Below are 21,011 nucleotides of genomic sequence, written 5' to 3' on the forward strand. Positions count from 1 at the left end.
CCCCCCCCCCGCCGGTGCCCCCGCACCGGCCCCTGCCCCGGCCGCCCCCGCGACCGGGGCAGCCCTATCCCTGATCGGGCCCTCACGGCGGCATTGCTGCAATGGCCGTCCCCGCGCCCGGAACCCGCCCATGGCCACCCACGCCCGCGACGGGCGCCCCGACCGGCCCGCCGCCGCCCCCGTTGCCATCCGCGCCGCCGCGGGCAGCCGTCCCGCTTGCGCGGCGGATCGGGCGCATGTCCGCTGACAGCCTCGCGACCACGGCCGCGCCCGGGACGGTCCCGGCCGCCGTGGCCGTGCGCGGTGGCCGGATCGGCTCGATCGACCTGGCCCGCGGCCTGGCCGTGTGCCTGATGATCGTTTCCCACGGCACCAACGGGCTGATGCCCTACGCCGACTTCCCGGACTGGGGCCAGGTGCCGGTCCACGCCCTGACCAAGTTCTCCTCCTCGCTGTTCTTCATCGTCTTCGGCATCGCCCTGGCCGTGGCCTTCGTGCCGAAGACCGCCGCCCCGGACTGGCCCGGGCGGCGCAACCACCTGGTCCGGCGCGGCCTGCTGGTGCTGTCCTGGTACAAGCTGCTGACCGTGGTCGAGCTGTGGGACCGCGGCCGCGACGCGGTGGTGGACGCCCTGCTGTACCGGTCCTTCCCCTCGTTCGTGGAGATCCTGGGCTTCTACGCCATCGCCCTGCTGTGGATCCCCTGGCTGCTGCCGCTGTGGGCGCGTACCCCGGCCTGGCTGCGCTGGGCCAGCCCGCTGCTGGCGGGCGGGCTGTGGTGGTGGGTGTCCGGCCACGTCGACTTCGACAGCCGGCCGCTGCGCGCGGTGCTGGTCGAAGACCACGAGCTGTACACCTGGGGCCAGCTGTCGCGCCTGCCGCTGGTGCTGCTGGGACTGCTGCTCGGCGGCCTGCTGCGGCGCTGGGACCAGGAGGCCCGCAGCCGGCTGCTGCTGGCGGGCGGGATCGTGGTGGCCGGCTTGCTGCTGCTGGCGGCCTTCGCACACCTGGCCGGCGAACCGCTGCGCCCGGTGCTGGTGGAGATCGGCCGCAACCAAGGCAAGCATCCGCCCGGCCTGCTGTTCTCGCTGTTCAGCGTCGGCGGCGCCCTGGTCCTGCTGGGCCTCAGCGTGGCCGGCGGCAACCTCCTGGCGCGCGCACTGCGGCCGCTGGCGGTGGTCGGCAGCGACTCGCTGATGGCCTTCATCGTCCACATCTCGGTGATCTTCCTGCTGCTGCGCGGGACGCTGGGCTATTACCAGGCCGTGTCCTACGAGCACGCGCTGCTGCTGTCCGGCGGCCTGGTCGTCGCGACCGCGGCGTGGATCGCGCTGTGGCAGGCGCTGCGCGCGCGCCTGCGCCAGTGGCGGGAGCGGCAGCGCGGAGCCGCGCATGCGGGCTAGCCGCTGCTGCCTGCTGCTGGCCCTGCTCGCCCTGCTGCCGCCGCCGGCGGCCGCCGCGCCGCCGACCGCGCCTCCCGCCACCCAGGCCGCGGTGCCGGCCTGGTCCACCGCACTGGAGCCCAGGCTGCGCGCGATCGAGGCCGCGCTGGGCGAGGGCGCCGGGATCGGGGTCTACGTGCTGCACATGGAGCGCGACGAGTCCTACGGCTACCGCGCCGGCGAGCCCTGGTACCTGGCCTCCGGGGTGAAGGTGCCGGTGGCGATCGCGGTACTGCGCGAGGTCGAGCGCGGCACGCTGGCGCTGGACACGCCGGTGGTGTTGCGGGCCGACGACTTCGTCGACGGCGCCGGCGCCACGAACCGGCACCGCCCCGGCGAGGCGCTGGCGCTGTCCTGGCTGCTGGAGCAGATGATCGTGCACAGCGACAACACCGCCACCGACGTGCTGATCCGCACCGTCGGCCTGGCCGCGGTGAACCGGGTCGCGGCCGAACTGGTGGACGCGCGCCTGCGCATCACCACCCTGGCCGACGTGCGCCGCCTGGCCTACGGCCAGTTCCATCCCGGCGCGGCGCGGCTGGACGCGCAGGACCTGCTGGCACTCAAGCGCGTCCCCGCCGGCCCGGCACGGGTACGCAAGCTCGCCGCGCTGCTGGGCGTGCCGCCGGAACAGCTGCGGCAACCGGACCTGGCCGCGGCGTTCGAGGCCTACTACGCCACCGGCGCCAATAGCGCGACCCTGGTCGACTACGGGCGCATGCTCGCCACCCTGGCCGACGGCAAGGCCCTGGGCGCGGAGGCCACCGGCTGGCTGCTGGAACGGATGCTGCGGGTGGAAACCGGCCACCGCCGCCTGCGCGCCGGCCTGCCGCCGGGCATCGCCTTCGCCCACAAGACCGGCACCCAGTACCGGCGCACCTGCGACCTGGGCATCGCCATGCAGCCGGCCGATCCGCCGGCGCGTCCGGATCCGGCGCGGGTGGTGGTTGCCGCCTGCGTGCGCGGCACCGGCACCGCCGCCGGCGTGCACGCCCTGCAGCGGATTGCCGCAGCCATCACCGCCGCCGGGGTATTCGTGGACACCCCGCCATGACCCACGGTGTCGCCGCCGGCATGGCCCTGAGTTCCCGCCCCCTGCATCCTGCGCTGCCGGCCGTGCTGGCCCTGGCGCTGGCCGCCTGCAGCCGCCCTGCCCAGCCGCCTGCCGCGCCCACGGCAACGGAAGCGGAAGCGCCGGCGTGGATCGCCGCGCTGGAGCGGGACGTGGCGGCGATCGACGCGGCCATGCCCGGCGATTTCGGCGTGTACGTGCACCGCCTGGGGCCCCCGGCCCAGGCCGGCAAGCTGGACCTGGGCCAAGGCCGGGCCTGGTACCTGTCCTCGACCATCAAGGTGCCGGTGGCGATCGCGGTGCTGGAGGCGGTGGATGCCGGCGAACTGGCCCTGGACGAGGAACTGGAACTGACCGCCGGCGACTTCGTAGATGGCGCCGGCGACATGCTCCAGCACGAACCGGGCGAGCGCTTCAGCATCGCCACCCTGCTGCACAAGTCGCTGCGCGACAGCGACAGCACCGCCACCGACATGCTGGTCCGGCGGATCGGCCAGGACCGGCTCAACGCGCGCCTGTCCGCCTGGACCGGCTCCGGCTTCGGCCGCGTCACCAGCATCCGCCAGGTACGCTACGACGCCTTTGGCGCGCTGCATCCGGGGGTGGCCGGGCTGGACAGCATGCAGATGCTGGCCCTGCGCCAGGCCGAGGCCGGCGAGCCGCGGCTGCAGGCGCTGGCCGATGCGCTGGGCGTACCGCGCGCGGAGCTGGGCGACACCACCCTGGAGCAGGTGTTCGAGGACTACTACGCGCGCGGCCTGAACTCGGCGACCCTGCCGGCCTACGGCCGCCTGCTGGAGCGGCTGGCCAGCGGCGAGCTGCTGTCGCCGCGCTCGACCGCGCTGCTGCTCGGGCACATGCGCGCGATCAGCACCGGCAGCCGCCGCATCCAGGCCGGGCTGCCGGCAGGCGCGGACTTCGCGCAGAAGACCGGCACCCAGCAGCAGCGCGCGTGCAATGTCGGCCTGCTCGATCCCGCCCTGGGCCGCGACGGCGCCACCGTCGTGGTGGCCTGCGCCGAGCGCTTCGGCGAACTGGAGCAGGCCGAGCATGCATTCCAGGCGCTGGGCCGCGCCCTGGCCGCCGCGCTGGCATTGCCCTGACCCGCCGCCCCGCCACGCGCCAGCGGTGCCCCGGCAAGGCGGCGCCGTTTGCGCGTGCGCCACACCGGGCGGAGGCCAGTACCGATTCATTCCGCGCGCCTTAGAGTTGGCGGTTCCAGCACCGTATCCATTCCCGCCGACGCATGAGCCACCTGTCCCTGCGCCCCGCCACCCCCGCGGATATCCCGCTGATCCTGTCGCTGGTCCGCGAACTGGCCGAGTACGAGCGCCTGGCCCACGAGGCGGTGGGCACCGCCGCCGACCTGGAGGCGGCCCTGTTCGGCGCGCGCCCGGCGGCGGAGGTGGTGATCGCCGAATGCGACGGCCAGGCCGCCGGGTTCGCCCTGTTCTTCGTTTCCTTCTCCACCTTCCTGTGCAAGCCCGGCCTGTACCTGGAGGACCTGTACGTGCGCCCGGAATTCCGCGGCCGTGGCATCGGCCACCGGCTGATGGCCCATCTGGCGGCGCTGGCGGTGGAGCGCGGCTACGGCCGCTTCGAGTGGTCGGTGCTGGACTGGAACGCGCCCGCGATCGCCTTCTACCGCCGCCTCGGCGCGCGGCCGATGGACGAATGGACCGTGCAGCGCGTCGACGGCCAGGCCCTGCACGCGCTGGCGGCCCAGGCCGGCGGCTGAGCGCTCACGCACCGGCAACGCGCCAGTCAACAAGCTGGGCACGCCACCGCGACCGTGCCCGCATGACCCGTCCCTTGCCCAACAAGCTGCGCCGGCACCTGCAGCGCCTGCAGGAAAGCCTGCCGGTGGCGCTGGTGAAGCGCTTCGTCGAGGCCGACCTGATGACCCAGGCCGCCTCGCTGTCCTTCTACACCCTGCTGTCGCTGGCGCCGCTGCTGGTGCTGCTGCTGTGGCTGACCGCCTCGCTGTACCCGCCGGCGCAGCAGTCGCTGGTGGACCAGATCGGCGCGCTGGCCGGCGAGCAGGCCGCGGTGGTGGCCGAAACCATCATCCGCAATGCCGATTCACAGCCGGACGTGGGCTCGCTGGCCGGCCTGGCCAGCACCGGCCTGCTATTCGTCGGCGCCACCGTGGTGTTCGCCCAGCTGCAGGGCGCGCTCAACCTGATCTTCCGCACCGGCGGCGAAAAGCTCGGCGGGCTGGGTGCCTGGCTGCGCAAGCGGGTGTTCTCGCTGGGGGTGGTCCTGGCCCTGGGCTTCCTGCTGATCGTGTCGATGATCGCCACCACCGCGCTGCAGCTGGTGTTCGCGCGCATCCCCTCGCTGCTGCCGGTGGTCGGCTACGTGACCACCCTGCTGCTGTACGCGCTGGCCTTCGCCTTCCTCTACCACTACCTGCCCGACCGCCGGGTCGACTGGCGCCAGGCCTGGCTGGGCGGGGCGATCACCTCCGGGCTGTTCGCCCTGGGCCGGTACCTGATCGGCCTCTACCTGGCCCAGGCCGCCCCGGGCAGCGCCTACGGCTCGATGGGCGCGCTGGTGCTGCTGCTGGTGTGGATGTACTACGCGGCCCTGGTGTTCTTCGCCGGGGCCCTGGTGACCGCGGTGATCGACGAACGCGCGCACGCGCGCCAGCGGCTGCGCCGGGCCGGGATCGGCGCCGTGCCCCCGCGCACCGGCGCTGACGGGGGCACGCAGGCCGCGCCCTGAGGCCCCGCGCGCGCCGCCGCGCCCCGCCGGGGCTTTTTCCGCCACGCGGACAGGGCCAGGAACCCGCGCGGATGGCATCCTATTGCGATGGCCCGCCTGCCCGACGCGTTCATCGACGACCTGCTCGCGCGCACCGACATCGTCGAGATCGTCGGTGCGCGGGTGCCACTCAAGCGCAAGGGCCGCGAATACGCCGCGCCCTGCCCGTTCCACGACGAGCGCACGCCCTCGTTCTACGTCTCGCCGACCAAGCAGTTCTACCACTGCTTCGGCTGCGGCGCGCACGGCACCGCGATCAGCTTCCTGATGAACTACGACCGCCTCGAGTTCCTCGACGCGGTCGAGGAACTGGCGCGGCGCGCCGGCATGGAGATGCCAAAGGACACCCGCGCCGGCCCGCAGGACAACGACCTGCGCGACCAGTACGCGGCGCTGGAGGCGGCGGCCCGGCTGTTCCAGCGCCAGCTGGCCGACAGCCCGCGCGCGCTGTCCTACCTGCAGGGCCGCGGGGTGGACACGGACCCCCGCGCCCGCTTCGGCATCGGCTACGCCGCCGACGGCTATTCCACCCTGCTGGACGCGCTGGGCACGGACGAACGCCGGCGCAAGCTGCTGGAGCGCACCGGCATGCTCTCGCGCAACGAGCGCGGCAGCGTGTACGACAAGTTCCGCGACCGGATCATGTTCCCGATCCACGACCGCCGCGGCCGGGTGATCGCCTTCGGCGGTCGCGTGCTGGACAAGGACGCCAGCCCCAAATACCTCAACTCGCCGGAAACCCCGCTGTTCCACAAGGGCCGCGAGCTGTACGGCCTGTGGCAGGCACGCCAGGCCAACCAGAAGCTGGAGCGGCTGGGGGGGGTCGAGGGCTACATGGACGTGGTCACCCTGTTCCAGTTCGGCGTCACCCAGGCGGTGGCGACCCTGGGCACCTCCACCCCCGCCGAGCACGCCGAGCTGCTGTTCCGCAACGCGCCGGACGTGTACTTCTGCTTCGACGGCGACGCCGCCGGCCGGCGCGCGGCCTGGCGCGCGGTCGAGTCGGTGCTGCCGCGGATGAAGGACGGGCGCCAGGCGTTCTTCCTGTTCCTGCCCGAGGGCGAGGACCCGGACACCATCGTGCGCAAGGAGGGCGCGGCCGGGTTCGACGCGCGCCTGGCCCAGGCCACGCCACTGTCGCAGTTCTTCTTCGAGGAACTGGGCCGCGACATCAACCGCAACACCCTCGACGGCCGCGCCCCCCTGGCCGAGCGAGCGCGTCCGCTGCTGGCACAGCTGCCCGACGGCGCCTTCGCCGACCTGATGCGCCAGGAGCTGCAGCGCCAGACCGGGGTCACCGCCACGGTCGCCGCCGCGCCGCCGCCCGCGCCCGCGCGCCGGGTGGTGCCGGCGCAGAAGCGCAGCCTGGTGCGCAGCGCGATCGCCCTGCTGCTGCAGCAGCCCTCGCTGGGCCTGCAGCTGGAGCGGCCGTACCGCTTCGACACCCTGCGCGCAGCGGGCGTGCCGCTGCTGCTGGAACTGCTGGAGGTGGTGCACCAGCGCCCGGAGATCAGCACCGGCGCGCTGCTGGAACACTTCGCCGGGCACGAACAGGGCGAGGCCCTGCGCAAGCTGGCGGCGCAGCCGCTGCCCGGCGACGAACAGAGCTGGGCAGTGGAGCTGCACGATGCCATCGCCCAGCTGGAGCGGCAGACCCTGCAGCAGCGCATCGACGAGCTGCAGGACAAGCAGCGCGCGCAAGGCCTGGACGAGACCGACAAGTACGAACTGCGGATGCTGCTGAAGGTCCTGGCCGGGCGCGCCTGAAGCCCGGCCCCGGCGTGTCATGCTAGGATGCGGGCCTTCGAAGGGGAGTAGCCCCCAACGCTGGCGTCGTCATGACGGGCCACCCGGCCCCGGCGCAGCGGCAGGCCCGGACGGCCTGCGGGCAAGACCTTCGCCGCCCCGCGGCGAAGGGGCGTCCATCGGCGATGCCACCCCACCGCGGCCCTGGAAACCCTGGAGCCCGCAACCCGTGCCAGATCCAACGCCATACCGCTCCCCGGCCCGCGCCGTGCGTGGCGCCGTGCGGCGCCGCCCGCCCGCGTCCCACCGCGCGCGCGCCGGCATCCCCGTCCCCGCATCCGCTACGCCGCCTGCACCCGCACGGCGCCAGTCTTCCGTTGCCTGACCCACGCGAGCCCACATGGACGCCCTGCTCAACCCCGAAACCTGGATCGCCCTGGCCACCCTCACCGCGCTGGAACTGGTGCTGGGCATCGACAACATCATCTTCATCTCGATCCTGGCCGGACGCCTGCCGCCGGAGCAGCGCAACAAGGCGCGCCGCGTCGGCCTGGCCGCCGCCGCGATCACCCGCCTGGGCCTGCTGTTCACCATCGCCTGGATCATCGGCCTGACCCAGCCGCTGTTTACCGCGCTGGGCCAGGACTTCTCCTGGCGCGACCTGATCCTGATCGGCGGCGGCCTGTTCCTGATCGGCAAGGCCACCCACGAGATCCACCAGAAGATCGAAGGTGCCGGCCAGGACGCGGAAGCAACCGGCCTGGCCCGCGCCGCGACGTCCTTCACCGGCGTGATCCTGCAGATCATGGTGCTGGACATCGTGTTCTCGCTGGACTCGATCATCACCGCGGTGGGCATGGTCGACGAGCGCTGGGTGATGGCCACCGCGATCCTGGTCTCGATCGTGTTCATGATCGGCTTCGCCGGCCCGATCGGCGACTTCGTCGAGCGCCACCCCACGGTCAAGGTGCTGGCGCTGAGCTTCCTGATCATGATCGGCCTGGTGCTGATCGCCGACGGCTTCGGCCAGCACATCCCCAAGGGCTACATCTACGCGGCGATGGCCTTCTCGGTGTTCGTCGAGCTGATCAACCTGTGGATCCGGCGCCGCGAGCAGCAGGCTGTGGCGCGGGCAGGCGGGGACTGACGCGCGCCCCTGGTTGCGCGGCCCCGCCCGGCGAAGGGAGGGCCGGTATCGCCCAGGACCGGCCGCTGGGCCGCGTGACCGTGAAGCGCGGCAACACGGCGCGGCAGCCGGATGCTTCCGTCGCGGTCATGCGCGCGCCGCGGGTCGCCGGCGGCGGGCATGCCCGGTGGGCGCCGGAGCCCACCATGCCCGCCCGCGGCGGCGCGGGGCTGGTTCCCGCCTTCCGTCGGCGCCTGCCGCCATCGCCTTGCCGCTGCGCCGGCGCGCCGCCAGAATCCGGCGGTCAATCCACGGGAGTCACCCATGTCGCACGTACGCAAGGCGGCGCTGCCGCTGCTGGTGGTAGCAATGGGCGCGGCGCTTGCCGCCTGCAGCCGCAACGAGGAAGCGGCCGGGGCCGCGCCTGCCCCGGTCGCCGCGCCGGAGGCCACCCAGGCCGGCGTGCCCGCCAGCGAGCACGTCCACCCGTTCCAGGTCGGATCGCTGCAGGCTGCCGCGCTGCGCGACGGCGGCATTGCCGTGCCCAACGACAACTCGGTGTTTGGCGTCGGCCTGACTCCGGACGAGGTCGCCGGCGTGTTGTCGGGCGCTGGCCTGGACACCGATCGCCTGCACCTGAGCGTGCAGCCGCTGCTGGTGCGCGACGGGCAGCGGGTGATGCTGTTCGATGCCGGCGCCGGCCAGTTCGTCGGCGACAGCGCGGGCAAGCTGGGCGCGGCGCTGCAGGCGGCCGGCATCGTGCCGGCGCAGGTCACCGACGTGTTCATCTCGCATGCGCACGGCGACCATGTCGGCGGCCTGGTCGATGCCAGCGGCGCGCTGGCCTTCCCCAACGCCACCATCCATGTCTCGCAGCCGGAGTGGGAGGACCTGCAGGCCCAGGCCAGCGGCGAAGGCGCGGCCATGGCCAGCCTGGTCGCGGCGATCGCGCCGCAGGTCGACGCCTTTGCCCCGGAGGCGGAGCTGGTGCCGGGCATGGTGCAGGCGCTGCCGACCCCGGGCCACACCCCGGGCCACGTCTCCTTCCGCATCAGCAGCGGCGGGGAAAGCCTGCTGTACGTGGGCGACCTGGTGCACCACCCGGTGGTCTCGGTGCAGCGCCCGCAGTGGACGATCCAGTGGGATCGCGAGGCCGCCGCCGGCGCGGCGCAGCGGGCGAAGATGCTGGACACCGCCGCTGACAGCGGCGAACGCCTGTACTCGGTGCACTTCCCGTTCCCGGGCCTGGGCCGCATCGAGCGCGGCAGCGACGGCCAGCTGGCCTGGGTCGCCGAGTAAGCGATGCCAGGGCGCGGGCCGCCGCCCGCGCCCGGCCGTGCTGCCGGCTCAGGCCGGCAGCAGCAGCGGCAGCCAGTGGTCCACCAGCAGGAAGGCGAACAGCGCCATCAGGTAGACGATCGAGTAGTTGAACACGCGCATGGCGTAGAACTCGTCCGGCGGATCGAGCAGGCGCCAGGCGTACCACAGGAACACGCTGCCCAGCACCAGCGCGCCACCCAGGTAGAACAGGCCGCTCATGCCGAACACCACCGGCAGCACGCTCACCTCGACCAGCAGCACGGTGTAGAACAGGATCTGCCAGCGGGTGTAGGTCACGCCGTGGGTCACCGGCAGCATCGGGATCAGCGCGCGCGCGTAGTCCTCGCGGCGGAAGATCGCCAGCGCCCAGAAGTGCGGCGGGGTCCAGACGAAGATGATCAGCACCAGCAGCAGCGCGTGCTGCCAGTCCCAGGCGCCCTGCATGTTGGTGACCGCGGCCCAGCCCAGCAGCGGCGGCGCGGCGCCGGCCACGCCGCCGATCACGATGTTCTGCGGCGTGGCGCGCTTGAGGTAGCCGGTGTAGACCACCGCGTAGCCGATCAGCGAGGCGAAGGTCAGCACCGCGGTGACGGTGTTGACCCAAAGCACCAGCACCAGCATCGACGCCACGCCCAGCGCCAGCGCGAACGCCAGCACCTGCGCCGGGCGCAGCGCGCCGGTGGCCAGCGGGCGGTGCGCGGTGCGCGCCATCAGCTTGTCGATGCGCTGGTCGATCAGGTGGTTGATCGCCGCGGCCGAGGACGCGGCCAGCCAGATGCCGACCAGGCCCAGCACCGATTCGCGCAGCGGCGGCAGCCCCGGCACCGCCAGGAACATGCCGACCAGGGCGGTGAACACCAGCAGCGCGACCACCCGCGGCTTGGTCAGCTCCAGGTATTCGCGCCAGAGGGAAACGTGGGTGCTCATGCGACCTGCTCGGGCTCCCGCAACCGCGCCAGCAAGGTCACCAGCACGAACAGCAAGGCCGCGGCGCCGCCGTTGTGCATCACCGCCACCGGCAGCGGCAGCGACAGCTTGACGTTGAGCACGCCCAGCGCGACCTGGACCAGCACCAGCAGGCCCAGCAGCGCGGCCCAGCCGCGCATGCCCGGCAGCCGGTACAGCCGCCCGGCCAGCAGCAGCAGGTACAGCGCCGCGACCACCGCCATCATCCGGTGCGCCATCTGGATGGCGATGCGCGAGGCGCCGTCGAGCACGCCGCCTTCGTAGTCCACGCCGATCCCGCGCCACAGCACGAAGCCTTCGCGGAAGTCCGCAGGCGGCCACCACTGGCCGACGCAGCGCGGGAAATCCATGTAATGGTGGCTGGCGCCGGTCCAGCCGCCGCCGCCACAGGCGAGCGCCGCGTAGTTGGCGCTGGTCCAGCCGCCGAGCGCGATCTGCAGGCCCAGCACCACCAGCCCGGCGACCACCCAGCGCCGCAGCACGCGCGCGTCTGCCAGGCGGATCGGCAGGCCGGTGGCGCGCCAGGCCATCCATACCAGCAGCGCGAACGTGGTCAGCCCGCCCAGCAGGTGGCCCATCACCACGATCGGCTTGAGCAGCAGGGTCACGGTCCACTTGCCCAGCAGCGCCTGGAACACGATCACCGCCAGGGTCAGCACCGCCGCGCGCGCCAGGTCGATGTTGGACCAGCGCAGCGCCGCCAGCAGCAGTACCGCCTCGCCGGCACCGGCCAGGGCGAAGGCCAGGCCGATGTGGCCGTACATGTACGCCGGGATCGCGGCGGCGACCAGCAGCGAGGCGCCGATCACCAGCGGCACGCCGAGGCGGCGGCGGCGCACCGCCAGCAGCGCCAGCAGCAGCACCACCACGCCCAGGCTGGCGGCGAGGTGGCGGTGTACCTGCTCGCGCCAGGCCTTGTGGGTCTCGAACGGACGGATCCCGCTGGCCGCGTGCGCGGCCGCGTCGGCCGGCGCCGATGGCCAGGTGGCACGGCCGTAGCAGGTCGGCCAGTCCGGGCAGCTGAGGCCGGCGTCGGACAGGCGCACGAAGGCGCCGAACACGACCACGCAGGCGGTCAGCGCCACCGCCAGCCAGGCGATGCGGTGGAAATGGCGTGCCAGCGTCGGGCGGACGAGCGCGTTCATCGGATGGGAAGCCTCACTTCAGTTTCAGCAGGCGCGCGACATCGGCGCGCAGGCCGGCCGGATCGGATTGCGGCGCGTAGCGCAGGATCACGAAGCCGTTGGGATCGACCACGTACAGCGGCACGCCGGCCGGGTCGGAGGCGCCGGGCAGGGACGCGCGCACGCCCGGGTCGTCGCGCAGCACGCGCATCTCCGGCAGCTGCGCAGCGCCGGCCGGGGCGGCGCCCAGCCACAGCACGTGCACGTGGTCGGCGTTGTGCCCGAACAGGCGCCAGACCTTGTCCAGCTGCGCCGCCAGCGTGGTGCACGCCGCGTCGCAGCCGGAGGCCGGGGGCACGGCCACGATGCGCCAGATGCGGGCCTGCGGCTGCCAGGGATAGGCCTCGCCGGAGGCCAGCTGCAGGCGGGCCTGGCGCAGGTCCACCGGCGGCTCCAGCAGCTGGCCGTGGTTGCGCAGGCCGGCCGGCATCCAGCCGCTGAAGCGCAGCGCGCCGGCGGCCAGCGCGCTGCCAAAGAACAGCACGAACAGCGCAACCAGCACCAGGCGGCCGCGGGCAGTGCGATCAGCGTCGGGAACGGAATGGCTCATGCGCGGGATTTTCGCATGCCGGGCCATGCCCTGTTCCGCGCGCCGGCCACGCGCCTCACCGGCGCCGCCGCAGGGTCAGCACCAGGGCGATGGCCAGCGCCGCGGCGGCCAGGGCGAACCACTGCACCGCGTAGCCCAGGTGGCGCTGCGGCGGCAGCGTGTTCGGCAGCAGTTCCAGGTCGCGCGCGTAGCCCAGCGGCAGTTCCGGATCCAGGCGCAGCACCCGCGGCGCCAGCGCCGGCAGGCCCAGTGCGGCGGCCACTGCCGCCGGCTCCAGCGCCACCACCAGCGCGGTGCCGTCGGCCTGGCGCTGCACCGCCGGCGCGGCCAGGCCGCGGGCCGGCGGCGGCAGCAGCAGGCCCGAGGCTTCGATCGTGCCGGCTGCCGGTGGCGGGACCTGCGGCATGCGGCGGTCGCCGGGCAGGGGCAGCCAGCCCAGATCCACCAGCAGCGGCAGCCCGTCCTCCGGTTCGAACACGCGGTAGGCGCGTACGCCGGGCCGGGAATCGCGGTTCTGGTTGTCCAGCAGCACCGCCGGCAGGTCGGCGAAGCGGCCGCGGCCGGACGCCCAGTCGTAGCCGCGCGCGCGCGCCGGATCGGCGGCCAGCGCCAGCGGTTGCGGCCGGCGCTCGGCCAGCACCTGCGCCGACGCGTCCAGCAGGGCCTGCTTGGCGTGCATGCGCTGCAGCTGCCAGGTGCCCAGCCCGCAGCAGGCCGCGGCCACGGCCAAGGCCAGGCCCCAGCCCGCCCACGACGGCAGGCGACGGCTCACGCGGCCCCCACGCCCGCCGCGGCGCCGGGCTGCGATAATGCCCGGCGCAAACCCGCACGCCACGAGCCACGTCCCGTGAACGATTCGCTCAAAACCCTGATCGTCGTCGCGTTCCTGCTGCTCATCATCTGGAACCTCGGCTCGGCGCTTTACTACCTCATGGTGGACCGCGGCGAGAGCAAGCGCACGGTCAACGCCCTCACCCGCCGCATCGCCCTGTCCATCGGCCTGATCCTGCTGGTCATCATCGGCATCTGGACCGGCGTGATACAGCCGCATGGGGTTGGCGGCTGAGGCCGCCAGCCCGTGGTTTGTCATTGGTGATCAGTGATCCGAAACAACAAGGGCGCCTGATGGCGCCCTTGTTGCTTGTGGCTCGCGCTTCGCTTCTATCGAATCACGAATCACAGCACGTAAACAAAGAGGAACAGCCCCAGCCAGACCACGTCCACGAAGTGCCAGTACCAGGCCGCGGCTTCGAAGCCGAAGTGCTTGTCCCGGGTGAAGTGGCCCTTCAGCGCGCGGAACCACATCACGATCAGCATGATCGTGCCCAGGGCGACGTGGGCGCCGTGGAAGCCGGTGAGCATGAAGAAGGTCGAACCGTAGATGCCCGAGCCCAGGGTCAGGTTCAGCTCCTTGTAGGCGTGGATGTACTCCTCGCCCTGGAACACCAGGAAGGTCAGGCCCAGCAGCACCGTGGCGCCCAGCCAGACCAGCAGCTGGCCGCGCTTGCCGGCCTTGAGCGCGTGGTGGGCCACGGTCAGGGTCGCGCCGGAGGTCAGCAGGATCAGGGTGTTGACCAGCGGCAGGCCCCAGGCCGGGATGGTCTGGAACTGGCCGCCGACGCCGCCCGGGCCGGCGCTCGGCCAGGCCGCGCTGAAGCCCTGCCACAGCAGCTCGTTGGTGAGCACGCCGTCGCCTTCGCCGCCCAGCCACGGCAGCGCGAACTGGCGGGTGGAGAACAGCGCGCCGAAGAACGCGCCGAAGAACATCACCTCGGAGAAGATGAACCAGATCATCCCCATCCGGAACGAGCCGTCGACCTGGCGGTTGTAGTGGCCGCCCTGCGACTCGCGGATCACCTCGCCGAACCAGTAGAACAGGGTCGCCACCATCAGCGCCACGCCGAGGAAGAACGACCACTTGCCCCAGGCGATCTCGTTGAGCCAGGTGGCCACGCCGATCATCATCACGAACATCGACACCGAAGCGAAGATCGGCGCCTTGCTCTTGGCCGGCACGAAGTAGATGTTGGCGTCGGTCTGGGAATGGGCCATGGCGTGGATTCCGTTGCTCGGGTCAAGGCGCCGCGAGCGGCGCGCGGGAAGCCCCGCCCGCGCCCAATTGCGCGGTGAGGGCCTCGTTCCTGAAGAAGGTATACGAGAGGGTGATGGTCTTCACGTCGGCCGGCAGGTCCGGGTCCACGATGAAGCGCACCGGCATTTCGCGCCGCTCGCCCGGCTGCAGGGTCTGGGCGGTGAAGCAGAAGCACTCGGTCTTGGTGAAGTAGCCCGAGGCCCGCGCCGGCGCCACCGAGGGCACGGCGCTGCCGACGATCGGGCGGTCGCTGTCGTTGCGCGCGTAGTACGTCGCCTCGGCCAGTTCGCCCGGGACCACCTGCATGGTCAGCTGCTCCGGGCCGAAGGACCACGGCAGCTTCGAGTTCACGCCGCCATCGAACAGCACGGTGACGGTACGTTCCTGGCGCGGCCCGGCGGCGGCCGGCGCGGCGGCACGGGCCTGGCCGGTGCCGCCTTCCAGGCGGATGCCGAACACCTTCTCGCACGCGATCCGGTACAGCGGCACCAGCGAGAAGGCGAACGCGAACGCGGCCAGCGACACCCCGGCCAGCTTCAGCCAGCCGCGGCGGCGCGGAGCGGCGTCGGCGCGCGGATCGCTCATGCCTGCAGCACCCCCGAGAGGATGAAGCCCACGTAGATCGCCAGGGCGATCGCGCCCACGACCCACACGGTGCGCACCACGCCACGGCGGCGTGCGGCGTCATCGCGATGGTCGGGGGCGTGGTTCATCGTTCCTCCGTTGTTCCGGGCCCGCCCGGGCGCGCCGGGCGGGAACTGCTTCCGCCGCGGCGGAAGCTCAGTGGGTGATGTCGCCGTGGGCCAGGTCGCCGTCCTTGATCACCGGCGGCACGGTGAAGGTGTGGTGCGGCGCCGGCGACGGGATGGTCCACTCCAGGCCACGCGCGCCTTCCCAGGCGCGGGCCTCGGCCCTGGCGCCGTGGCGCAGCGAGTGCCACAGGATGAAGCCCATCATGAACGGCGTGGCGAACATGCCGAACGCGCCGATCGAGCTGACCAGGTTCCAGTCGGCGAACACCACGTTGTAGTCCGGGATGCGGCGCGGCATGCCGGCCAGGCCCAGGAAGTGCTGCGGGAAGAACAGCAGGTTGGCGAACACCACCGACCACCAGAAGTGGAACTTGGCCCAGCGCTCGTTGTACATGCGGCCGGTGAACTTCGGCCACCAGTAGTACACCGCGGCGATCAGCGCGAACACGGCGCCGGTGACCAGCACGTAGTGGAAGTGCGCGACCACGAAGTAGGTGTCGTGGTACTGGAAGTCGGCAGGCACGATCGCCAGCATCAGGCCGGAGAAGCCGCCGATGGTGAACAGCAGCACGAAGGCGATCGCCCACAGCATCGGCGCCTCGAAGGTGAGCGAGCCCTTCCACATGGTGGAGACCCAGTTGAACACCTTCACGCCGGTCGGCACCGAGATCAGCATGGTCGCGAACATGAAGTAGATCTCGCCGCCCAGCGGCATGCCCACCGTGAACATGTGGTGCGCCCACACGATGAACGACAGGAAGGCGATCGCGGCGGTGGCGTACACCATGGCCTGGTAGCCGAACAGCGGCTTGCGGCTGAAGGTCGGGATGATCTCGCTGACCACGCCGAAGGCGGGCAGGATCATGATGTAGACCTCGGGGTGGCCGAAGAACCAGAAGATGTGCTGGTACATCACCGGGTCGCCGCCGCCGGCGGCGTTGAAGAAGCTGGTGCCGAAGAACTTGTCGGTCAGCAGCATGGTCACCGCGCCGGCCAGCACCGGCATCACCGCGATCAGCAGGAACGCGGTGATCAGCCAGGTCCAGCAGAAGATCGGCATCTTCAGCAGGTCGATGCCCGGGGCGCGCATGTTGAGGATGGTCGCGATGATGTTGATCGCGCCCATGATCGAGCTGATGCCCGCCACGTGGATGGCGAAGATGGTGAAGGCCACGTTGTAGCCGCCCTGGAGCGACAGCGGCGGGTACAGGGTCCAGCCGCCGGCCGGCGCGCCACCGGGCAGGAACAGCGAGATCAGCAGCAGGGTGAAGGCCACCGGCAGCAGCCAGAACGACCAGTTGTTCATGCGCGGCAGGGCCATGTCCGGCGCGCCGATCTGCAGCGGCACCATCCAGTTGGCCAGGCCGACGAAGGCCGGCATCACGCCGCCGAAGATCATGACCAGGGCGTGCACCGTGGTCATCTGGTTGAAGAACTCGGGGCTGACGACCTGCAGGCCGGGGGTGGCCAGCTCGGCGCGGATGACCACGCTCATGGCCGCGCCGATGATGAACATCACGAAGGAGAACAGCAGGTACAGCGTGCCGATGTCCTTGTGGTTGGTCGAGAAGAACCAGCGCTCGACGAACCCCTGCTTGTGGCCGTGGTGGTCGTCGTGGTGCTCGGCGGCGGTATGGGCCATGGCGTTGCTACCTCTGGGATGCGTTTGCGTGGCGGCCGCGGCGGCGGCCGTTGCGTGCGGGATCAGGCGGCCTGCGGCGCCGCGGCCGGGGCGCTGCCCTCGGCCTCGTCGACCGGCTCGGCGGCGTCGGCCGGCGCTTCGCCGGACTCCTCCGCGGGCGCCTCCGGCGCGGCCGGCTTCTTCGAGGCCAGCCAGCGCGCGAATTCCTCCTTGGAGACCGCCTCGACCACGATCGGCATGAACGCGTGGTCCTTGCCGCACAGCTCGGCGCACTGGCCGCGGTACACGCCAGGGGTCTTGATCTCGGTCCAGGCCTCGTTGATCAGGCCGGGGATGGCGTCCTGCTTCCAGCCCAGCGCCGGCACCCACCAGGAGTGGATCACGTCGTCGGCGGTGATCACGAAGCGGACCTTGGTGTCCACCGGCAGCACCAGGCGGTTGTCCACCTCGAGCAGGTAGTGCGGGTGCTGCGCCGGGTCCGGGCGCTCGCCGCTCTGGCGGATGCGGTCGTGCTCGCGGTCCAGGCGGCTGGTGAAGCTCACGCCCTCGCCCAGGTACTCGTACTTCCACATCCACTGGTAGCCGGTGACCTTGACGGTCATCTCGGCGTCGCGGGTGTCGTACATCGAGATCAGCTTGGCGGTGGCCGGCCAGGCCATCGCGATCAGGATCAGGACCGGGATCACCGTCCAGATCAGCTCGGCGGTGGTGTTGTGGCTGAACTGGGCCGCGACCGCGCCCTTGGACTTGCGGAAGCGGACCACCGCCACGGCCATCGCGCCGAACACCACCACGCCGATGGCCACGCAGATCCACAGCGCGACCATGTGCGCGTCATAGGCGTTCTGGGAGGTGGCGGTGACGCCGCGCCCCATGTTCAGCTGCCACCGTTGCGGATCGGCCGACTGGGCCCAGGCCAGCAGCGGTGCCGCCATCAGCGTGCCCGCAGCCATCCAACGCTTCCACCATCCCTTCGCTTGCATCATTGCCTAGACCCTGGTTGCGTCATCGGTTGCGGCCGCTGGCGGCCGCCAGGAATTCCCTCAGGCACCGCGCCAGCTGCCGGCGCTCGCCCGGGCCGAGGAAGGCTCCCACCTCCACGTCCCGGCCGCCGGAGGAGAGCATGACCATGCCATCTTCCGGCGCCACCTGCAGCCTCACCCAGTAAGGATGGGCGCTGAATACCGTCTCGGCGCCGCGGCGGACTTCCACCGCCCGCGGCCCGATGGCGATCTCCTCGCCGCGTTCCCCGTTGCTCCACAGCATGCGCAACGCCAGCGCCACCCCTGCGCTGTGCAGCAGTGCGAACGCCGGCGCGAAGACGTTGCCCGCCAGCCAGCCCAGGCCGGCCGCCAGCCACATCGCCCCCGCCAGCGCGGCGAACAGCGCCCTGAACTGGCCTGCCGTCAGGACCCGCGGCGGGCGCAGCCTCAACTGCGCGCCGGCGTCGCCGGACCTGCCTGGCAGCACCTCGATCACGTCGCCTACCGCCGCTCGCAGCTGCGGAAAACCGAAAGATGGTAAGCGCGAATCACCGGCAGCGGCAACCCGCATTGATCCAGGACAAGGCGGCCGGGCCCGGGCCGTGGCATGGAGGGGGTCGCGCCCGGGCGGCCCGGGCCGGACCAGAGGCGGCCTGGCACCGCACCCAATTAGAATGTCGTGCCCTGCCGCCGGACCCCCTGCCCCCGTGAAGCCCAGCCCGCTCGCCGTGGATGCCGCCGAGGTCGAGGCCCTGTTCGACTCGATCCCGGACGTGCTGTTCTTCATCAAGGACCGCGAGGGCCGCTACACCCACGTCAACGCCACCATGCTGCGCCGCCTGGGCCTGCGCTCGCGCAAGGAGATCATCGGCAAGCGCGCCAGCGAGGTGTATCCCAGCGGCCTGGGCGCCAACTACGGCCTGCAGGACCGCCAGGTGCTGGAAGGGGCGGTGATCGACAACCTGCTGGAGCTGCACCTGTTCTCCGACCAGGAGCCGGGCTGGTGCCTGACCTGCAAGCGCCCGCTGCGGATCGACGGCCAGGTGGCCGGGCTGATCGGCATCTCCCGCGATCTGGCCGGGCGCGAGGGCCTGGAGGCGGACTACCGCTCCCTGCGCGAGGCCCTGGTGCACATGAACCGGCACTACGCCGAGAACATCCGGGTGCAGGACCTGCTGGACATCACCGGCTTCTCCGAGTCCAAGCTCGAGCGCACCTTCCAGAAGGTGTTCCAGCTCTCGCCGTTGCAGCTGCTGACCCGGGTGCGGATCCAGGCGGCGATGCACCGCCTGCACGGGCCCGGCAGCATCGCCTCCATTGCCCAGGCCTGCGGCTTCTCCGACCAGAGCGCCTTCACCCGGCGCTTCGTGGCCCTGGTGGGCATGACCCCGGGCGAGTACCGGCGCCTGCGCGCGGGCTGAACCGGACAGGCAGGCGACGCCGGCGTTCACGCCATCCGCCCGCCGGTGGACCAGGCTGGGGACGCGGCCCGCGCGCGCTGCGTTTGTGCCGCCCCCCGCGTCCGCGCCGGGGGAATCGATCAATCCAGCCGCCACGCCCGGCGGCGAAGATGCGCTCGCACGGCGGCCCTCCGGCCGCCCCGTTCCGAGTCGACCCATGTCCGCCCTGACCGTCCCCTGCCAGGAGCTGCCGCCTGGCACCGCTTCGCCCCTGCGCGCAGCCATCACCGCCGCCTGGCTGCGCGACGAGACCACCCATGTGCGCGAGCTGCTGGAGCAGGCGCGCCTGGACCCCGCCCGCCAGGCCGAGGTCGAGGCCCTCGCCACCGACCTGGTCCGCCGCGTGCGCGCCCGCGCCGCCGACCAGGGCGCGATCGAGGCCTTCATGCGCCAGTACGACCTGGGCAGCGAGGAAGGCGTGCTGCTGATGTGCGTGGCCGAGGCGCTGCTGCGCATCCCCGACCAGGAAACGGCCGACAAGCTGATCCGCGACAAGCTCGGCGACGCCGACTGGGAGAAGCACCTGGGCCAGAGCGAATCGGTGCTGGTCAACGCCTCGACCTGGGGCCTGATGCTCACCGGCCGCCTGGTGCAGCTCAACGACGCCACCCGCCACGACGTACCCGGCGCGTTCAAGCGCCTGGTGGCGCGCATCGGCGAGCCGGTGGTGCGCCTGGCCGTGCGCCAGGCGATGCGGATCATGGGCCACCAGTTCGTCATGGGCCGCACCATCGAGGAGGCGCTGGCCCGCTCGCACAAGGGCGACAACGCCGGCTACCGCTATTCCTTCGACATGCTCGGCGAGGGCGCGCTGACCACGAAGGACGCGCGCCGCTACCTGGAGGACTACAAGCGCGCCATCCACGCCATCGGCAAGGACAACCTCGCCCGCGGCGGCGGCCCTGGCGGCGACGTCACCCGCGCCCACGGCATCTCGATCAAGCTCTCGGCCCTGCATCCGCGCTACGAGCACGCCAAGCGCGGGCGGGTGCTGGCCGAACTGGCCCCGGCGGTGCTGGAACTTGCGCAGCTGGCCCGTTCCTACGGCATCGGCTGCACCGTCGACGCCGAGGAATGCGACCGCCTGGAGCTGTCGCTGGACGTGATCGGGAAGGTCGTCAGCGACGCCTCGCTGGAAGGCTGGGACGGCTTCGGCGTGGTGGTGCAGGCCTACCAGAAGCGCGCGCCGTTCGTGATCGACTACCTGGCCGACCTGGCCCGCCGCACCGGCCGCCGCCTGCAGGTGCGCCTGGTCAAGGGCGCGTACTGGGACGCGGAAATCAAGCGCGCCCAGGTCGAGGGCCTGGCCGGCTACCCGGTGTTCACCCGCAAGCAGAACACCGACGTGTCCTACATGGCCTGCGCGCGGCGCCTGTTCGGCCATGCCGACGCGCTTTACCCGATGTTCGCCACCCACAACGCGCACACCATCGCCGCGGTGCGGGCGATCGCCGAAGGCCGCACCTACGAGCACCAGAAGCTGCACGGCATGGGCGACGACCTCTACGCCGAGGTGGTTCCGGCCGACCGCCTGGGCGTGCCCTGCCGGGTGTACGCGCCGGTGGGCAGCCACGAGGACCTGCTGCCCTACCTGGTCCGCCGCCTGCTGGAGAACGGCGCCAATTCCAGCTTCGTCAACCGCATCACCGACGAGGACGTGCCGGTGGCCGAGCTGGTGCGCGATCCGGTGGCCGTGGTCTCCGGCTTCGCCTCCATCCCCCATCCGCGCATCCCGCTGCCGCGCGACCTCTACACCCACCAGGGCTTCGACAGGAACAACTCCATGGGCGTCAACCTCGCCGACGACAACACCATCAGGGAACTGGCCGCGCAGATGGCCGCGCATACCGGTCCGTGGCGCGCGGCGCCGCTGGTGCCGGGCGCCGCCGCGCCCGCCGGCGAGCCGGTGG

At 72.0% G+C, this 21,011-nt stretch carries 21 protein-coding genes; 11 read left to right on the forward strand and 10 right to left on the reverse strand.

Features of this window, described 5'->3' with window-relative positions; translation table 11 throughout:
* The first annotated feature begins 236 nt into the window (after positions 1–236).
* The 8 genes from B351_RS0100005 (at position 237) to B351_RS0100040 (ending at position 9,451) form a co-directional block, all read left to right on the forward strand.
* Positions 237–1,403 carry an acyltransferase family protein gene (locus B351_RS0100005; RefSeq protein ID WP_019397002.1) on the forward strand — a complete coding sequence of 389 codons (1,167 nt, stop codon included), beginning with the start codon at positions 237–239 and terminating at the stop codon, positions 1,401–1,403.
* Positions 1,393–2,496 (forward strand): serine hydrolase, encoded by a 1,104-nt coding sequence (locus tag B351_RS0100010; RefSeq protein ID WP_019397003.1) that lies wholly within the window; start codon positions 1,393–1,395, stop codon positions 2,494–2,496. Before B351_RS0100005 ends, B351_RS0100010 begins: the two co-directional genes overlap by 11 nt.
* Positions 2,493–3,617, forward strand: a complete 1,125-nt coding sequence (locus B351_RS0100015) for a serine hydrolase (protein WP_019397004.1) — start codon at positions 2,493–2,495, stop codon at positions 3,615–3,617. The genes B351_RS0100010 and B351_RS0100015 overlap by 4 nt, the downstream gene beginning before the upstream one ends.
* A gap of 143 nt (positions 3,618–3,760) precedes the next feature.
* Entirely contained in the window at positions 3,761–4,252 is a 492-nt protein-coding gene (locus B351_RS0100020; RefSeq protein ID WP_019397005.1) for a GNAT family N-acetyltransferase, read from the forward strand.
* A 62-nt stretch (positions 4,253–4,314) separates the two neighbouring features.
* The gene (locus B351_RS15900) at positions 4,315–5,241 is read left to right on the forward strand and encodes a YihY/virulence factor BrkB family protein (protein ID WP_037034220.1); all 927 of its coding nucleotides are present in this window, start codon (positions 4,315–4,317) and stop codon (positions 5,239–5,241) included.
* Between the two features lie 87 nt (positions 5,242–5,328).
* A complete protein-coding gene (gene dnaG, locus B351_RS0100030; RefSeq protein ID WP_019397007.1) occupies positions 5,329–7,047 on the forward strand; it encodes a DNA primase in 1,719 nt (572 codons plus the stop codon).
* A 379-nt stretch (positions 7,048–7,426) separates the two neighbouring features.
* Positions 7,427–8,173: a TerC family protein gene (locus tag B351_RS0100035; protein WP_019397008.1), complete on the forward strand. Its 747-nt coding sequence runs from the start codon at positions 7,427–7,429 to the stop codon at positions 8,171–8,173.
* Between the two features lie 303 nt (positions 8,174–8,476).
* Positions 8,477–9,451 carry an MBL fold metallo-hydrolase gene (locus B351_RS0100040; protein ID WP_019397009.1) on the forward strand — a complete coding sequence of 325 codons (975 nt, stop codon included), beginning with the start codon at positions 8,477–8,479 and terminating at the stop codon, positions 9,449–9,451.
* Between the two features lie 48 nt (positions 9,452–9,499).
* Here the strand turns inward: B351_RS0100040 and B351_RS0100045 are convergent, their stop codons facing one another.
* The 4 genes from B351_RS0100045 to B351_RS0100060 are packed head-to-tail and all read right to left on the reverse strand — an operon-like array spanning position 9,500 to position 12,944.
* On the reverse strand, positions 9,500–10,399 hold the full coding sequence (locus tag B351_RS0100045; protein WP_019397010.1) for a heme o synthase: 900 nt from the start codon (positions 10,397–10,399) through the stop codon (positions 9,500–9,502).
* Positions 10,396–11,583 (reverse strand): heme A synthase, encoded by a 1,188-nt coding sequence (locus B351_RS0100050; protein WP_019397011.1) that lies wholly within the window; start codon positions 11,581–11,583, stop codon positions 10,396–10,398. The genes B351_RS0100045 and B351_RS0100050 overlap by 4 nt, the downstream gene beginning before the upstream one ends.
* Before the next feature lie 13 nt (positions 11,584–11,596).
* Positions 11,597–12,172, reverse strand: coding sequence for a hypothetical protein (locus tag B351_RS0100055; protein WP_019397012.1), 576 nt, complete (start codon positions 12,170–12,172; stop codon positions 11,597–11,599).
* Between the two features lie 55 nt (positions 12,173–12,227).
* Positions 12,228–12,944, reverse strand: a complete 717-nt coding sequence (locus B351_RS0100060) for an SURF1 family protein (RefSeq protein WP_050992095.1) — start codon at positions 12,942–12,944, stop codon at positions 12,228–12,230.
* A 75-nt stretch (positions 12,945–13,019) separates the two neighbouring features.
* On the opposite strand from B351_RS0100060, the gene B351_RS0100065 reads away from it, so the two are divergent.
* Positions 13,020–13,238 carry a twin transmembrane helix small protein gene (locus B351_RS0100065; protein WP_019397014.1) on the forward strand — a complete coding sequence of 73 codons (219 nt, stop codon included), beginning with the start codon at positions 13,020–13,022 and terminating at the stop codon, positions 13,236–13,238.
* Positions 13,239–13,348: 110 nt separating this feature from the next.
* Here the strand turns inward: B351_RS0100065 and B351_RS0100070 are convergent, their stop codons facing one another.
* The 6 genes from B351_RS0100070 to B351_RS0100095 form a co-directional block, all read right to left on the reverse strand.
* On the reverse strand, positions 13,349–14,224 hold the full coding sequence (locus B351_RS0100070) for a cytochrome c oxidase subunit 3 (RefSeq protein WP_019397015.1): 876 nt from the start codon (positions 14,222–14,224) through the stop codon (positions 13,349–13,351).
* A gap of 22 nt (positions 14,225–14,246) precedes the next feature.
* On the reverse strand, positions 14,247–14,849 hold the full coding sequence (locus tag B351_RS0100075; protein ID WP_019397016.1) for a cytochrome c oxidase assembly protein: 603 nt from the start codon (positions 14,847–14,849) through the stop codon (positions 14,247–14,249).
* Positions 14,846–14,977: a hypothetical protein gene (locus B351_RS18100; RefSeq protein ID WP_255326644.1), complete on the reverse strand. Its 132-nt coding sequence runs from the start codon at positions 14,975–14,977 to the stop codon at positions 14,846–14,848. The genes B351_RS0100075 and B351_RS18100 overlap by 4 nt, the downstream gene beginning before the upstream one ends.
* Before the next feature lie 67 nt (positions 14,978–15,044).
* Positions 15,045–16,658 (reverse strand): cytochrome c oxidase subunit I, encoded by a 1,614-nt coding sequence (gene ctaD, locus B351_RS0100085; RefSeq protein ID WP_019397017.1) that lies wholly within the window; start codon positions 16,656–16,658, stop codon positions 15,045–15,047.
* 62 nt (positions 16,659–16,720) lie between these two features.
* Complete coding sequence (gene coxB, locus B351_RS0100090) at positions 16,721–17,644, reverse strand: cytochrome c oxidase subunit II (RefSeq protein ID WP_026010171.1); 924 nt, start codon at positions 17,642–17,644, stop codon at positions 16,721–16,723.
* A gap of 19 nt (positions 17,645–17,663) precedes the next feature.
* Positions 17,664–18,137: a DUF2244 domain-containing protein gene (locus B351_RS0100095; RefSeq protein WP_019397019.1), complete on the reverse strand. Its 474-nt coding sequence runs from the start codon at positions 18,135–18,137 to the stop codon at positions 17,664–17,666.
* Between the two features lie 178 nt (positions 18,138–18,315).
* Between B351_RS0100095 and B351_RS0100100 the strand changes: the two genes are divergently transcribed.
* Positions 18,316–19,062 (forward strand): AraC family transcriptional regulator, encoded by a 747-nt coding sequence (locus B351_RS0100100; protein ID WP_050992096.1) that lies wholly within the window; start codon positions 18,316–18,318, stop codon positions 19,060–19,062.
* Positions 19,063–19,258: 196 nt separating this feature from the next.
* On the forward strand, positions 19,259–21,011 hold a 1,753-nt coding region (gene putA / locus B351_RS15905; protein WP_019397021.1), incomplete at its 3' end, for a bifunctional proline dehydrogenase/L-glutamate gamma-semialdehyde dehydrogenase PutA.

The organism is Pseudoxanthomonas sp. GW2 (assembly GCF_000283075.1).
Classification (GTDB): domain Bacteria; phylum Pseudomonadota; class Gammaproteobacteria; order Xanthomonadales; family Xanthomonadaceae; genus Pseudoxanthomonas.